9 protein-coding genes are annotated in these 15355 nt (G+C 54.8%); 6 read left to right on the top strand and 3 right to left on the bottom strand.

Annotated features, from left to right (window positions below; genetic code table 11):
* On the top strand, positions 1-560 hold a 560-nt coding region (locus VK738_03315; GenBank protein HTD21653.1), incomplete at its 5' end, for an Ig-like domain-containing protein.
* 48 nt (positions 561-608) lie between these two features.
* Here the strand turns inward: VK738_03315 and VK738_03310 are convergent.
* Positions 609-1094 carry a nuclear transport factor 2 family protein gene (locus VK738_03310; protein ID HTD21652.1) on the bottom strand — a complete coding sequence of 162 codons (486 nt, stop codon included), beginning with the start codon at positions 1092-1094 and terminating at the stop codon, positions 609-611.
* Positions 1095-1342: 248 nt separating this feature from the next.
* On the opposite strand from VK738_03310, the gene VK738_03305 reads away from it, so the two are divergent.
* Positions 1343-2923, top strand: coding sequence for an AlkA N-terminal domain-containing protein (locus VK738_03305; GenBank protein ID HTD21651.1), 1581 nt, complete (start codon positions 1343-1345; stop codon positions 2921-2923).
* 344 nt (positions 2924-3267) lie between these two features.
* Positions 3268-3993 carry a PilZ domain-containing protein gene (locus tag VK738_03300; protein HTD21650.1) on the top strand — a complete coding sequence of 242 codons (726 nt, stop codon included), beginning with the start codon at positions 3268-3270 and terminating at the stop codon, positions 3991-3993.
* A 154-nt stretch (positions 3994-4147) separates the two neighbouring features.
* Here the strand turns inward: VK738_03300 and VK738_03295 are convergent, their stop codons facing one another.
* Together VK738_03295 and VK738_03290 are read right to left on the bottom strand one after the other, a co-directional pair.
* Positions 4148-7282: a carboxypeptidase regulatory-like domain-containing protein gene (locus VK738_03295; GenBank protein ID HTD21649.1), complete on the bottom strand. Its 3135-nt coding sequence runs from the start codon at positions 7280-7282 to the stop codon at positions 4148-4150.
* Between the two features lie 1081 nt (positions 7283-8363).
* Positions 8364-8594, bottom strand: coding sequence for a hypothetical protein (locus tag VK738_03290; GenBank protein HTD21648.1), 231 nt, complete (start codon positions 8592-8594; stop codon positions 8364-8366).
* 1097 nt (positions 8595-9691) lie between these two features.
* On the opposite strand from VK738_03290, the gene VK738_03285 reads away from it, so the two are divergent.
* The 3 genes from VK738_03285 to VK738_03275 form a co-directional block, all read left to right on the top strand.
* Positions 9692-12793, top strand: coding sequence for a hypothetical protein (locus tag VK738_03285; GenBank protein ID HTD21647.1), 3102 nt, complete (start codon positions 9692-9694; stop codon positions 12791-12793).
* Positions 12794-12797: 4 nt separating this feature from the next.
* Positions 12798-13817, top strand: a complete 1020-nt coding sequence (locus VK738_03280) for a VWA domain-containing protein (GenBank protein HTD21646.1) — start codon at positions 12798-12800, stop codon at positions 13815-13817.
* 175 nt (positions 13818-13992) lie between these two features.
* On the top strand, positions 13993-15355 hold a 1363-nt coding region (locus tag VK738_03275; protein ID HTD21645.1), incomplete at its 3' end, for a cytochrome ubiquinol oxidase subunit I.

Raw genomic sequence — 15355 nt, 5'->3', positions numbered from 1 at the left:
CGGCGGTACCGCCCGGTTCGGGAACGCCGACAGGTACGGTGCAATTTAAGGATGGAGTTACAAACCTGGGCTCACCGGTGACTTTAAGCAGTGGCACTGCCACCTCATCTTCCATCTCGTCATTGACTGTAGGCGCGCACAGCATCACCGCCGTCTACAGCGGGGACAGCAACTTTGCCGGCAGCACCAGTGCGCCGCTAACACAATCCGTCACCAGAACAACGAGCACCACCATTAGCAACATCGTGGTGTTTCCCAATCCCACTCCAGGACAGAAACCGGGCACGGTACACATGGGGCAAACCATTACTGTTACCGCAACCGTTACAACTGCCGCGGGAACGCCAACAGGAAGTGTGGCGCTCCTGGACAACAATGGCATTCAGGTCGGTTCCAGTGTGAACCTTCCCAACAGTGGCAGTACGCAAATTGTTAGCTTTGGACCCTTAGAACTCGGTTTGGGTGCCCATAGCATTGTCGCGAAGTATTCTGGCGATGGCACCTTTCAGGCAAGCTCATCAGCTCCCAGTTTGATCGAGCATATACGCAAGCCACGTTAACATCAGCCCGGTCCCATCTTTGCCAACTGGCGTCACGCGCTCGCACGGTTACGGATTGGGCACAGTCACTCGCGTGAGTTGGGCGGAGACCGCCTTCCACGTTCCTGCTTGCTTCACGTACACATCGGTGTAGCGGGTCTTTCCTATTGTGCCGTCTTTGCGGCGATAGACGGAGACCGCCTGCACCAGCGCCGTATCTCCGTAGATACGAATGTGAAGGTCTTCGAGGTGAAAGTCATCCACGCCGGGCCCTTCCGCGGTGCCTTTGAGAAAGGATGCTTTATCAATCGGGCTGCCATCCCCGAGAATGCAGATAAAGTCATCGGCAAGGTGCTCGCGGTACCAACCCACATCAGATTTCAAGAATGCCTGGATGTAACCGTCGTTGAGCTTCCTGATGGTTGCTTCGTCTGAATTTTCTGGAGCGGCACTCGCCTTCAGGGCCGTTCCGCTTACCACCAACAACAGTGCGAGAATTCCGGATAAAAGTATTCGAAGATATTCTGACCTGCAGATAGCTGACTTCGTGATCATCGGTAACCCCTTGGAAGTGAATTGAACCGTTGCCCGCTCCGGCAGACATCAGCTTTCTCCTGTCGGCGAGCGCGATCCAAAGATAGAACATAGAGCAGAGAGAGCAATGGAATTGGACGTTTGCGGACGCTGCTCCGGGCTGCAGCCCAGATTGACAAATAATGGCGGGTTCGGATGCCATGGATTGCTGTCCGAAAACGTCTAATCTCTCGCTGGAAGATCAATTATCCTGATCACAAGAGAGAAATATGGATCTGGATTGGCGGGTGTGTTCGCAGGCGCGGGTCTCGCGCGATGTGCGCTTTGACGGCAAATTCTTTATCGCTGTGCTCAGCAGCCGCATCTACTGCCGCCCGATTTGCCCCGCGCGTTCCGCCAAAGAGAAAAATGTCCGTTACTTTCCCAGTGCGGCAGCAGCCGCTGAAGCAGGGTTCCGTCCTTGTCTGCGTTGCCGTCCTGAGTGTTCCCCTGGAACTCCGGCCTGGTTAGGAACTTCAAACACAGTTTCGCGGGCTTTGCGGTTGATTGACGAAAGTGCGCTTGAAGACGGCGGAGTGGAAGTCCTTGCCGAGCGTCTGGGAATTGGCTCGCGCCATCTTCGCCGCCTGTTCCTTCAGCATCTGGGAGCGACGCCCAGTGCCGTGGCCCAGACACGCCGTCTGCATTTCGCGAAGAAGCTTATTGATGAAACCAGGCTGCCCATGAGTCATGTTGCCGTTGCCTCCGGATTCGGTTCCGTGCGACGGTTCAACGCTGCCATCCGCAAGACCTATCGGCGAACCCCAACACAAATTCGCGGCCTGGTGCGGCAGACGGCGATCCAACCGGAAAATCAATATCTCTTTCGCCTTCGTTTTCGTCCGCCCTACCACTGGACCGGCATGCTGGCGTTCCTCGGGCCGCGTGCCACTCCCGGAGTCGAAGTGGTGGAAGGCGGCAGTTATCGCCGTTCGATTTCCCTGAACGGGCACCACGGCTATTTTGAGGTTTCGCTCGAAGAAAGCGATAACGCACTCGCAGTGCGTATTCAGTTTGGCGATCCACGCCTGCTCTTTCTGATTATCGAGCGCATACGAGGCATGTTTGATCTCACGGCAGACTGGCCGGCCATCGCGGCAAAATTAAGAATCGATCCGGTATTGCTTGCGCGAGTTGAAGCTGATCCCGGCCTTCGCGTCCCGGGCTGCTGGAATGGATTCGAGCTCGCGACGCGGGCCATTCTCGGGCAGCAGATCACGGTCAAAGGTGCTACAGCGCTTGCCGGGCTGCTGGTGAAGACTTTTGGCCGGCAGTTCTCTGCGGCCAAAGGTCTCACGCATCTGTTTCCTCCGCCGGAAGTCCTCGCCGATGCCAAGGTTGATAGCATCGGGATGCCCAAAGCGCGGGCCGAGACCATTCGCGCCCTCGCCCGCGCCGTTTGCGACAGGCGCATCAGCTTTGAGGGGATTGTTGAGGTCAACAACTTTCTCGCTCGCCTGTGTGAGATTCCGGGCATCGGCAAATGGACGGCGCAATACGTAGCGATGCGAGCCCTGCGCGAACCCGACGCCTTTCCATTCGGCGATTTGGGGCTGATGCATGCCGTTTCAGCGCAGACGCCCCGCGAGCTTGAAGAAAGGGCGGAGTGTTGGCGCCCGTGGCGGGCCTACGCTGCCATGTATCTCTGGCAAGGACACACGCCAAACCGGAACGAAGTAAATGGTAAAGCGCGCTCAAATTCCGTCGGAAGCGCCAAAGATCCTCTGCCACTTGCCGCTCAGCGCTCGCGCCACGATTGCCTTGAAGGTCTGAGGAGCGATAAGAACAGGGAACCACTTACTCAACCCTGAGTGGGTTCTTTTTGCAACGACGAACCAGGCAGTTCCATGCGTTTTCTGGAGTTGTGGCCGTTCAGTTCCGCAACCATCCACACTGACTCGATAGACGGAGCAACCATCCAGCCTTGCCTGGTACATGGTCCTCTCATGGCGGGAACACGGTCCGAATCTCGTCGCGGATGCCCAATTTTTCAAAGAAGTTATCTTAAAGATGCCTTATAGTGGAGCGCGACGTCCCGCCAATGCTTGAATTGCGCAGTAAGCGCATGGCCAAGATGCGGGGTTGGGTTTTAACTGTGGTACTCCTTTGACTGCGAAGGCGATCCAAGAGGTGATGCATGGCAGAAGTGAAAAAAATGAAAGGCCTTTTGTTCACCCGCGACGCTCAGGTGCTTTCCGTAATGAACCAGGTGCTGGATAATTTTGAAATTGATACTGAGGTTTGTCTTGATTCTGTGACCGCATTGGATGCAGTGACCACCTTGAAGCTGGATACCGTGATCATAGATTGGAGCGGTAGCGAGGAATCCACGCGAGTCTTGGGCTCCATGCGTAATTCTGAGCAAAACGCCAAGTCCACGGTCTTGGCCATGGTCAGCGGAGATCCCGAAATGCGGGCTGCGAGGAGTGCTGGAGCAAACTTCATCATGTTCAAGCCCATGAATGTTGATCAGGCCATGCGTTTTCTGCGCGCCGCCTACGGAAACATGCTCCTTCAACGCCGGCGGGCAACACGCTGTCCGGCCGACATTCCGGTAGTTGCAACTGTAACCGGAGCAGGACCGATCGAGGGTCAAATCATCGATATCAGCGTCCATGGGTTGGCATTTCGGTGTACCCACGACATACAAGTCGATCAACAGATTTCGATGTCATTCAAACTCCCGGGAACATCGCTGCCTATTCATATAACCGGAACAGTGAAGAACGTGATCACTCCCGACAGCGGCATACGGGTCGGCATTTGTTTTTCTTCAGTACCTCACAATGAGATCGCTTTGCTCGAGCAATGGATTTCCGATCATTTGCCCGCACTACCCAGCCGCGTGGCTTCTCCAGAAGCTGGAAAAGAGACGCGCTAGACTGTGAAGAGCAATAAGACTTTCCTGACTTGTCTGGCGAGCGTCGTTGTGCAATGAGCAACAGAAACAGCAAGCTGCCTGCCGGCGCTTTGACTGTTCCCTAAAACAAAAAAGCGGAGCCTCCGAAGAGGCCCCGCTGTGAATTGCTTATCTATTAAAAGGTGAACTTGGCAGCGATCTGGAGCACGCGGCCAACGTTGCCTTGTCCGCCGGCGGCAGCGGATGAAGGTATTCCAAAGGCGTTGATGCCCACTCTTGGATTGCTGAATACCTGCGGAACCAGGCAGGGACTAGCGGCTGCAGAATCACAGCCACCGCCTACGTTGTTGGCGAGAGAATAGAACGTTGTTCTCACCCCGGTAATGTTCGAATGGTTGAAGATGTTGAATGCTTCTCCAATGAACTGCAGTTTTGCGCTTTCCGTGATACGAACGGTGCGCGTTATGCGCGGATCGAGCGTAACGATGGCCGGCAGGTTGAAGGTATTGCGTGCGAAGCTGGGCGCGCGTTCGTTGCGGTTATTGCCGTCGTTATTCAGATCGGAATTAACCAGCGCGGTGTAGGGTTGGCCGCTCTGGGCGTTGAAGATTCCGGCAAGCTGCCAGCCTTCCGCCAGCCCCCTGAGTACAGGGTTCTGGATGCCGCCGGCATAGTTCAAGTCCCACACACCGCTGAGAACGAAGCGATGGCGCACGTCATCGTTGCCGTTGGCGCGGTCAAGCCTGGGGTTGTTCGGGTCGTAGATCAGCTTGGCATCATCGGTACCGGGCACGACTGCCGTGGCATCGGGGGAATCATCAATCACGTGGCTCCAGGTATACGATCCCGACAACTGGAAGTTGTGCGAGAGCCGTTTGTTCACCTGAGCGATCAACCCGTTGTAACTCGAGTTGGCGTTGCTCTCAAACTCGAAGATGCGGCCGAATCCAGTGAAGGGACGAGGGAAGCCAGGCAGGCCAGTCTGCAACTGGTTATACGAGAGCACCTGTCCGGTTCCCGCAACGGGAAGACTCTTGACAACTTCGACAGGCGATTCGTTGATATCGCGGGTGCGCTGCACATGAACGCCGTGAACACCTAAATATCCGATCGAGACAGAGACGCTGTTGCCGACCTGATATTCCGTGCCAAAGTTGTATTGCTGCACGTAAGGCTGCTGGTAGTTCCTATTGAAAACGTAAATTGTCGGGGCGGGGAGCGCGGCGCCGGTGGGGACCGGGCATCCGGCGTTCGCCATGGGAGCGCCGCAGGTGACGTTGGGGTACGAGGCCGGAAGCGGATTGGCTACCGATGCGTTGAATGTCAGCGTCTGCACATTGATTCCATTGTTGGAATCGGCGGTGCCGTACATGATGGAAGGCGTGGTTCCGTAGAAGATGCCGTAACCGCCACGGATAACGAATTGCGAATCCGAAAATGGCTGCCAGGCAAAACCAAAGCGCGGGGCCACGCCGTTGTGGGAGTTGGGGATCTTTTTGGTATCGAGTCCCTGCGCCAAGGCCGTAGGGTTCTGCACCAGGGGCTGGGCTGCCTGTTCCACGTCGTACCTGACTCCAAGGTTGATCGTCAAATTCGGGAGCACTCTCCAGTCATCCTGCGCAAAGGCAGCGTATTGCCACAGATTCGGATGCGTCTTGGCGCCGGTAGTTCCTGTGCCAGGATAGGCTTCCGTGAAGGAGTTTCCCGCTGCGGTGACAGGAAGGCCGAGCAGGCTCTTGCCGAAGTCATCGAGGCTGGCAAAGGTATACGAGCCCGAGAAATTTCCCGGGAAGAAATTCAGGATCTTGTCGCGCAGAATGTCTCCACCGAACTTGAGGCTGTGGTGGCCATGCACCCAGGAGATGGTATCGGCGTATTGCTGGCGGTGAATCGTGGTCTCGCGCGGACTGAACGAGTTCCGGCCAACAAACAGAAGAGTCTGGCCCAGATTACGCACGTTGGCCTCGGGATTGATGCTGTTGGCCAACCCCGGCTCGCTGTCGCGCTGGTAGCTGAACTTGGCGACGTTCAACAGATTGGGTGTTAAGGTCGCAGTCTCCTGAAGGTTGAACGTATCTGAGCTTACGTTGGAGGCGCCGGTGTGCTCGAAGGCGCTGGTGGTTCCGCTGTTCTCCAGGCCCTGTCCCTTGAAGCGCTGCGCGTTGTAGCGGCCCGAGAGCTGGTTGCTGTTATTGATGGCGAGGTCCACTTTGCCCAGGTAGACATCCTGGTTGAAGGTGCGGATGTAGTTGTTGCTGCGGGCCGCGAGGTAGTTCACCGCCGCCGTCTGGTTTGCATTGGTTGGGGTCGGCAAGGTGAGAAGAATTGCATTGCCGGTGTTGTTGCGCTGGCCGTCGTAATCAAAGAAGAAGAAAGCGCGGTTCTTGATGATCGGTCCGCCGATGTTCCCGCCGAACTGGTGGAAGTGGTAGCTGGGCCGCAGCGGCGCGGGCTTGCCGCCCGCGATGGCGGAGGCGAGCTGCAGGTTATAAATAGGATCGTTGGCATTCATCCCGCGATCGCGGAAGAACTCGAACGCGGTGCCATGAAATTTATTGGTTCCCGATTTGGTAACAACATTGATGACAGCCCCGCCGGCGCGGCCAAACTCTGCTGAGTAGCCGTTGGTGTTGACCTGGAACTCCTGCACCGCATCCTGCGAGAACTGATAAGGCGCGCGGCCCGAGCCGGTGCGCCCCAGCGTCTGTCCGAAGAACGAGTTGTTATTATCGGTGCCGTCTACGGTAAGCGAATTCAAAGTCCCGCGCTGGCCGGCAAAGCTGAGGTCGCCGCCGCGCACGTCGCGATTCACTCCCGGAGTGAGCAGCACAAAATCAATGAAGTTGCGCCCGTTGGCGGGCAGGTTGGCCACCGCCCGGTCATTCACCGTGGAGCTGACCTGGGTGCGCGTGGTCTCTACCACCGGGACCCCTTCGTCCACGTTCACGGTCTGTTGCGTGCCGCTGACTTTCAACACTAGCTTCAGGTTCAACTTAGCGCCGATGGTCAGCTCCACGCCGTCTTCGGTGATGCTGCTGAACCCGTCTTTTTTGGTCGTCAGGTCATAAATGCCCACCGGCAAAATCGGGAACACAAAGAAACCGTCATTCCCGCTGGTGGCCTTGAAAGCCGCTCCCGTGGTGGTAAGCGTGGCGGTTATTTCCACCCCCGGCACCACAGCGCCCGACTGGTCGGTGACTGTTCCTTCGATGGTCCCCTGGTTTCCTCCACCTTGTGCAAGGGACACGGTTACAGCCAAGAATAAGAAAGAAATCAAAATGGCAATTTGTGCGGCGAGTCTTTTAAACATGCGTCAGCCCTCCTAGAATTAGTTTGTCTTGCTGGAGTCCCTCACTCCTGAATGGCGCAGCTCTCCTCAACTTTGCTGTCTGATGAGATGTACTTTCCGTTTGCGGTTGCTGCAAGAAATAGCGCGAAGGACCATCTCGAATGCTAACACGACTCGCGAAGAAAAACCGACGGTAGGGTCCGCTTCTCCAGGAAATCTTAACCGGAAATTAATATTCTGTTCCGTGGGCAGAAGAAGCTCTTAGCCTTTAGCTCTTAGCTTTTAGCCAAAACAAAAGTTCGCCGCAGATTATGATCGGTCTCAGGGGGACCCCCCGTGCTTGCTTGGGTCGGTATCAGCGCAGAGGTCAGAACCCGCGTCCATTGGCTCATCGGATCATCAGGTCATTTGTCATCGAATCATCAGGTCATTTAAGGACTGTCATCCTGAGCCGCGTATTTTGCGGCGAAGGACCCCGAGGATCTCTCGTTTGCCCATGCCGCTGCAAGGCATTCTCTGAGAACCTTCAGGCGCTTTCCAGGGAGCCAGGGGCTGTTTGAGCCGTGCCACCACCCCACTTGCAGCAAGTACCCCAAACCGCGTTTGACCCGCGTCATTACTAGCGAAAATCGATCTGGGGTGGGGTACTTGCTGGTAGTCTTGCCGGAAGTGGGATAGCACATAGGCACAGACAGAGGCGTTGCGGAAAAAGTTGGTTTCTTGTCATTCCGAACGCGGAGCGGAGGAATCCCTATTGTGCCGAAAATCTTAGACTTGTGGCCGTTAGCCACCGAGGTCCGTACGCTCGTCCGAAGCAAATTTTCAAAGAGCTAAAGGGTTATAAAGCCCCGCATTCTTGAATACGTAACGTAAACACACGTCTAGCCCAATGATGGCCTGCAATTTCCAGGAAGTCAACATTTTGATATCAGAATGATACCGCTATGAGACAAACCCGGGTGCCCCACACCGGCACAGCCGGTGTGGGATCGCCTCTCAATATTAGTTAAATCGTGTGGCACAGCCGTCCCCGGCTGTGTGCTTTGTCGTCAATGAATGGCGTAGCTTGCTACGTCTCCGAAACTGAATGGTGCGTCCGAAACTATTTTTCTGCCCGCCACAAAGGACAACTGTCTTCGTGCGTAAATCTGCTTGCCAATACGTTTCCCTGTGCTTTACAAAGCAGACATTCCATCTGATAGCTTTCGCCACCGTCGTCGGTGGGCAGCATGCGGTAGTAGGCCTCGCCCGTGACCGGATCATGGTCACCACTGATAGCGACGGTCGGCCGCCGCCAACTCCAGATTCGTCGAAGACCTCTCCACCACGGCATCTGATACTCTGTGCAGCCATTATTCATGATGGTAAGAGCGAGGGCAAATTCCGGAAGTAACCATGCAATCCCGGAGATGGATAGAACGAAAAGCTCACCGCGGATTCCACGGATTTACGCGGATGTTGAAAAAGCACTTCATTCGTCTTGCGCGAAGCCACCTGGGTGCCCCACACCGGCAACAACTGGTGTGGGATTTTGTTTAATTCAAAAGCGGTATCATTCTGATATCAACATGTTGACTTCCTGGAAATTGCCGGCCATCATTGCGCTAGACGTGTGTTTACGTTACGCATTCAAGAATGCTGGGCTTGCGCCCTTTAGGTCTTTGAAAATTCGTGAAGCTGCGGGCTTGAGGCTGTCTTCTTGTGGCTCTTCTCCGCTTCCGGCAGACTAGCAGCAAGTCCCTTCCATCTGGATCGATTTTCGCCAGTAATGACGCGAGTCAAAAGCGGTTTTGGGGTCCAAAAACACTAGCCAGCAAGTGGGGTAGGCATCCCCCACAAACTTCCGAAAAATCTCCGTTTGTCTGCGGCGAAAGGTTTTGGCGGTTGCTTTTGCTGAGGACTGGAGACTGGAGACTGAGGACTACTTCAGCAAGTCTCGTGCCCCAGATTGATTTTCGCCAGTAATGACGGGGGCAGACGCGATTTTGGGGTCCAAAAACACTAGCCAGCAAGTACCCCCCTCCCCACTCCCAGCGGGATCGTCCGAGCGTAGCGCCTAAATCCGATAGTCGGCGTGCACTGCAATAGCCCATGCTTATCTTTAAAGATAGAAGGTATTCAGAAATGAAAAATATCCTTCACAAAGCCAACCTGGAGTGGAGAATCGAAATCTTTATTATTTATGGGGCACGGATCAATCCCGGCTCGTAACCCATTGATTTTAAGGCTCCACGCAGCTTTAGCCAATCGCAACTTATACCTAAGTAAAAATACATTGATTTTTTCATGTTTCTGCGGATTCTTTTTGCATTAAGCTGCGCAGTAGACCGAGATGACCAGTTGTAAAAGATTCGTAAAATTGTTTAATTTCTGCCGTTTATAGGGTATCTTGGCCAATTGCAATTGCAGGGTTCGGAGAAGGACTAAGCCATGAAATCTCCTCTTCGCCTTTTCACTCTTCTTCCAACGGCTTTTCTGTGCACAGTTTTGTTCTTGTCCACCGAAGCCTGGAGCGCCGATACTCCTTCCCCATCGGATGTGCCTGCCGCAGCACAACCTTCCCCAGCCACTCCGACTACATCTCCATCCACGGCTGAGGTTACGATTGCTGGTCCGCTACGCTCATTTCTGCGGATGGCTGGTGTCAGTCAGAAAGCCACTCCCGATGAAGTGCTCTCTCTGTTGGCGCAAGAGGTAGATAAAAGAGGGTACGTGGATGGCAGGCCCACTGAGTTTCTGATTCTGGTGAAGCGGTACCTGCAACAATCCAGAGAGTTGGTGGCGTTGGCTGGGCCGCAGGGCGTCATCCGTATTTCTAATTGTGTCGAGGCGGAGCCGCTGCTGACGATTCTTGGCTATCGGCTCAAACAGGGCTGTGGGCCAAACACCTCTGTGCAGACTGCCAATTCGGAAAGGGCTTTTCTTACGATTGATTCGGGGTTCCCTCTGGTAGAACTCGAATCAACCTTGCAGGGGGGTAAACCTTTCATCCTGCCATACAACTCCACGCAGGTGCCGGTGTTGTTTTCTGCAAAAGATTGGACATCGAACGAGAACACCCCAGATGTGGTTGACTCTCTGGTGAGCGATCCTGCCTTGGCGCGTCTTTATTCTGCCTTTGGTCAAATGGATGCCGAAACCGCGGCTTCTTTGCGCCAGTTTCCAGGACTGCAGAAGCTGGTTCGTTACGCCAATGTCCTTGATTTTTACGGAAGCCATATTTACATCCGTTCCGGCCGGATTGTCGTGCCCGGAGGTGCGGCTGCTGAACCCGCCTGGAAAGATTTGGTGGGAGTGGGCCCAGACTCCCCAGCGGATTTCGTAACCCGATTACTTGCCCGAGACGAAGGCTGGCTGGCCGCTTATTTTGATGCGCTTTCCCGCATCAGCCAGTCGCAACAGGCTTACTTCACCCAGCCCAGCCGCTTGAAGAGTTGCTATGAAGCGCTGCGTGGACAGGACATTTATCCCAGCCCGGCCAAACCTGTATTCCGGCCCGATGCCGGCTTCTCACTTCTCGCGACCCGGCTTCAAGTGGAGTCCGGTCATCCGCAAATCCCCGGCGATCTGGAAGTATGGAAGACGATCTTTCGGCACCGAGGTGGTTCCAAGCGGGGCAAGGAGTGGGCCAAGCGCGCGGGTCATTGGAACAGCCCCGATGAGCTGGTGGAGGGATTGATAGCTCTTTCTCGCGAATTTACGACCGATGGTCCACTGCAAATTTATCTGACACTCAGTGAAATAGACCGCGGACGGCCCGCCAATCAGCGTTTGACTCCGCAAACGGTCCGCATGCTGGCCGATAAATTCCCACGCTTTGGCGACCAGTATCTTATTTTTTCTGAGTTTCATGGTTTGAACAATGAATCCATCGCCAGCTTCCTGAACGTGGCCGAAGCCCTTGACCACATTTCGCTTCCCACGGTGCGCGCTAACGCCATAGGTATCTTCCAAGCCAATGTCGGGCTCTGGCAGATACTGGCCCGGCAGGGTGAAGTTTCAGACGCAAGCCTGAACGATTCCTGGCAGCGCGTCATTACTCCTTTTGCGAAAATTTCATCCTCACCCCAGCTTTTCGATGCCGGCAAAACTTCGTTCGGGGAAGTGCTACGGGCAGCCTCAAGTAACGCTGATCTTTCCCAGAATGAATCACAAGACGAAATCATCACGTTGCTCGCGGGTCCCAACCAATCCGGTGCGGACAGCCAGCGGGTGCATCAGGAATTGGCCACGAGAATTCGCTCAGTTCTCGATGCTCAACGCCTGGTTTCCCTCGACACGCTATTTTCACTGGGGGACGGCCTGAATGACATGGCCAAGGGAAAAGCCATAGGCGATACGCTGGTTCCACTGGCGGCCGAGCTTCGCGAGTTCGAGATGCCTCGCCCCATCTTTACCGTCAGCGAAAAAAGTGAATTTGAGCATGAGCTTTCTGATACCCGTCATACCACCTTGCAGACGCGGACCAATTTGACGCGGGTCATCAAGGCAGGTACTCCCAAGGAGTTGAGCGAAGCGCGCGGCCGGCTCGCCCCATTTCTGCGCGATACTCTGGTAGGACTGAATTACGCCTACTATGAGCCGCCGGGATCTCAGGTGCTTCGCAACAACGCGATTTTCGTCCGCTCTCATGACTACGCCAGCGAATTTGGGACCGGTGGAGAGCAGCCCTGGAAGACTCCGCGCCTGGTTTCGGGTGATGGCACCCATCTGGCTGGCTCGCTTGCCGATCTGCCTTACGCTTTGGCCTGGGTAGAGCAGGACTTTATTGTTCCGGAAAACGTCCAGTCCCTGATCTGGGAAGATCTTGCGCCCAGTTTTTTGAGCGATGCCGTCATCCCGCGTTGGTGGAGTATTTCTCCCAATGAATTGCATGCTGTTGCCCTTTACCAGCGCACTGGAGAAGAACTTTTGTCGGCCGCGGGCAATGAAAAACTTCGCCCGATGGTGATGGATATCCTTACCGATCGCATGTCTCCGCAAAGGGCGGGACAGGTTGAGAAGGCGTTGCGCGCAGGGCATTCGGAAACAGTGCTCTCTGAGATGATGCCGGCGGAAACGTTCTATCTGGCGGCCGAGTTCCGGCGAAGATACCCTGCCGAGACCGGGTACTGGGGCACGGCAGGGAAGGAGTTGGATGGCCTTTCCCACAGCAGTCCTGCGGAGTCAAGCTGCGACCGGCTGTCACAGGATTTTGGAGTGCCTCATCCTGCATTGGCCCACAGTTACGCCCGCGAGCTGTTGAACGTGAAGCCTTTTCCCACGTTTCAGGATTACTCCAGCCGCCTGCTCGCCGAGTCCTGGGATTCGAACAATTTATACTGGGCCCGCCTGGCTGATGAGCAGGGCTATTCGCCTGTGATGCTCAACCACCTGGTGCCCGAGCTGACGCATCGTATGGTCGAGAAACTTTTTGCCACCAACCTCGAAGATTGGCCGGCAATTTTGCGGGCAATGCATGAAACCGGTGACGAATTCCGGCTGGGCAAGATTGCCGCGTTGCCGAAAAGAGGATCTACGGACGGACCTTAACCTTATGGGAAAACAATACTTTTTACGCTACGTTTCACATGTTCTGATTTTTGGAGTTACCCTCTTCGGCTCTGCAATTTCGATCGCGGCGCAGGACACTCAACCCAATGCTCAGACCCTTCGGGTTGACGTCAACCTGGTGCTGCTGAACGTGGCGGTAACCGACCACAAGGGAAGCTATGTAACCGGTCTTCGTCCTACGGACTTTGCCATTTACGAAGATAACATTCCACAAAAAATTGCTACTTTCGGTGAAGGCAACGGCCCACAAGAGTCGGTTGACGCTACGGCTCATCAAGACACCAAGCCAGATCAGCTTGGCTCAACGTCGGGTGCCAATGTTTTCATCCTCTTTGACACCAGCAACTATATGTACCGTGGCTTTGCCTTCGCGCAGGATGCTATCGCAGAGTTTGTCAGGACCCTCGATAATCCCGAACGAGTGGCTTTCTATGCTTACAGCCGCGACCTTTACCGGGGCTCCTTGCTCACCGCCGACCGGATGCAGGTTTTGCGGGGCGTACGTTCCACCGTCGCCGGAGACGATCCTGCACTTTACAATGCGCTGCTGCTGACTCTTAAGGACGCGGGCACGTATGCCGGCCGAAAAGTAGTGGTGGTGTTTTCCAACGGCCCTGACCGGGCCAGCATGGTCGCTCCCGAGGATATAAGCGAGTTGGCCCAATCCGAAGGCATTCCGGTCTATGTAGTCAGCACGCGGGAAGCGAAACTCGATCCTATTACTACTGCTGTCTTCCGGCGCATGAGTGCCGCCACCGGCGGCGAGGCCTATTTTGCCAAGAGCTGGAAGGACCAGCAGAACGCCTTTGCTGCCATCCGCAGTGACGTCGCTCATCTCTATTCGCTCAGTTATTATCCACAAGCCAATCAGAACCGGGGTTGGCGCACCATCAAGGTGAAACTCGTGGGCGAGGCTGCGAAAAAATATCACATACGTACACGCAGTGGTTATCGTCCCCAACCCACGCGGTTTGCTGTGGATAGTACGGGCCCAGCTCAGTAGACCTGAATACCAAATACCACTTGTTCTCGCAGGCCGCTTCGCGATACCCGTGCAGCAGAGCGCATACATTTGCCCTGAAATTCTGACGCAACTTCGGGACATGAGTTACTCCAAAACTGAAAGTGTTATGGCCGACGCTTTGATTTAAGATTTGTCATGGTGAAAGGAGTGCAGCATGGATCATGCTCTTGTTATCCACCGTCTTCATTTTGCTTTCACGATTACATTCCATTATTTATTTCCCCAACTTACGATGGGTTTAGCTCCTCTGATCGTTGTGCTCAAAACATTGGCCCTTCGCACCAGGAACGAAGCCTACAATCAGGCAGCGCGTTTTTGGGCAAGAATCTTCGGCATTAATTTCATTATGGGAGTCGTAACTGGAATTCCTATGGAGTTCCAGTTCGGCACAAACTGGTCGCATTTTTCCCGAGTCACCGGAGGCGTCATTGGACAGCCGCTGGTGATGGAAGGCGTCTTTTCTTTTTTTCTCGAGTCAGCATTCCTGGGTTTATTTCTTTATGGCGAAAAGCGCCTCAGCCCTATTGGACATTGGTGGTCATCCGTTCTGGTGTTCCTGGGTTCGTGGCTTTCCGGCTTCTTCATCATCGTGACCGACGCCTGGATGCAACACCCCGTTGCCTATGAGCGTGCGGCCGATGGCTCGTTCCAGGTCATCAGCTTCTGGGGGCTGCTGTTCAATCCCTGGGCGCTGTTGCAATACGCGCACAACATGAGCGGGGCGGTGATTACGGGGGCTTTTGTAATGTCGGCGGTTGGGGCTTATTACCTGATTGAAGGGAAGTTCGCCGAACAGGCGTATATTTTTTTGCGGTTGGGTGTAATCGCCGGGCTCATCTTCTGCATCGTGCAAATCTTCCCGACAGGTGATCTGCATGGCCGTTACATGGCAAAACATCAGCCCGTGACCACGGCCGCTATGGAAGGTCTGTTCAAGAGCGAGACAGGAGCGCCCATCGTCATCATGGGCCAGCCCGATGTGGAAAATCAGCGCATAGATAATCCGTTCGTAGTGAACAAGGTCCTCAGCTTTCTCATCTATGGAACCACCACCGCAGAGGTGAAAGGGTTGAATGAGTACCCACGCGACGATTGGCCGACAAATATCCCTCTGCTCTATTACAGCTATCACATCATGGCGGGGCTGGGCACGATCTTTGTCGCCATTATGCTGGTTGCTACGTTTTTGTTGTGGCGCAACAAGTTGTTCCAGGCGCGCTGGATGCATTGGGTCCTGATGCTGAGCCTGCCGTTTCCCTACATCGCCAACACCGCCGGCTGGATGACGGCGGAAATCGGCCGTCAACCCTGGCTGGTCTACGGCCTCATGCGCACCACCGAGGGATACTCAAAATATGTTCATGCCGGCAACGGATTGTTTACATTGCTGGGATTCATGGGAATCTACAGCCTGCTGGCAATCCTTTTTCTGTTTCTCTTTCATCGGGAAGTCGCCCACGGCCCGGTTCCCAATATGGGAAATAGTGTGAATTCCGGGCTGCCCATCACAGTGACTT

It is taken from the genome of Terriglobales bacterium (assembly GCA_035487355.1).
In the GTDB taxonomy this organism is placed as follows: domain Bacteria; phylum Acidobacteriota; class Terriglobia; order Terriglobales; family Acidobacteriaceae; genus QIAW01.
This window is presented reverse-complemented; position numbering and strand designations above follow the sequence as displayed.

What these genes read in the sequence shown, in the direction of transcription:
- VK738_03310 (HTD21652.1), bottom strand. Translation starts at nt 1,094, where the DNA reads ATGATCACGAAGTCAGCTATCTGCAGGTCAGAATATCTTCGAATACTT.
- VK738_03305 (HTD21651.1), top strand. Translation starts at nt 1,343, where the DNA reads ATGGATCTGGATTGGCGGGTGTGTTCGCAGGCGCGGGTCTCGCGCGAT.
- VK738_03300 (HTD21650.1), top strand. Translation starts at nt 3,268, where the DNA reads ATGAAAGGCCTTTTGTTCACCCGCGACGCTCAGGTGCTTTCCGTAATG.
- VK738_03295 (HTD21649.1), bottom strand. Translation starts at nt 7,282, where the DNA reads ATGTTTAAAAGACTCGCCGCACAAATTGCCATTTTGATTTCTTTCTTA.
- VK738_03290 (HTD21648.1), bottom strand. Translation starts at nt 8,594, where the DNA reads ATGCCGTGGTGGAGAGGTCTTCGACGAATCTGGAGTTGGCGGCGGCCG.
- VK738_03285 (HTD21647.1), top strand. Translation starts at nt 9,692, where the DNA reads ATGAAATCTCCTCTTCGCCTTTTCACTCTTCTTCCAACGGCTTTTCTG.
- VK738_03280 (HTD21646.1), top strand. Translation starts at nt 12,798, where the DNA reads ATGGGAAAACAATACTTTTTACGCTACGTTTCACATGTTCTGATTTTT.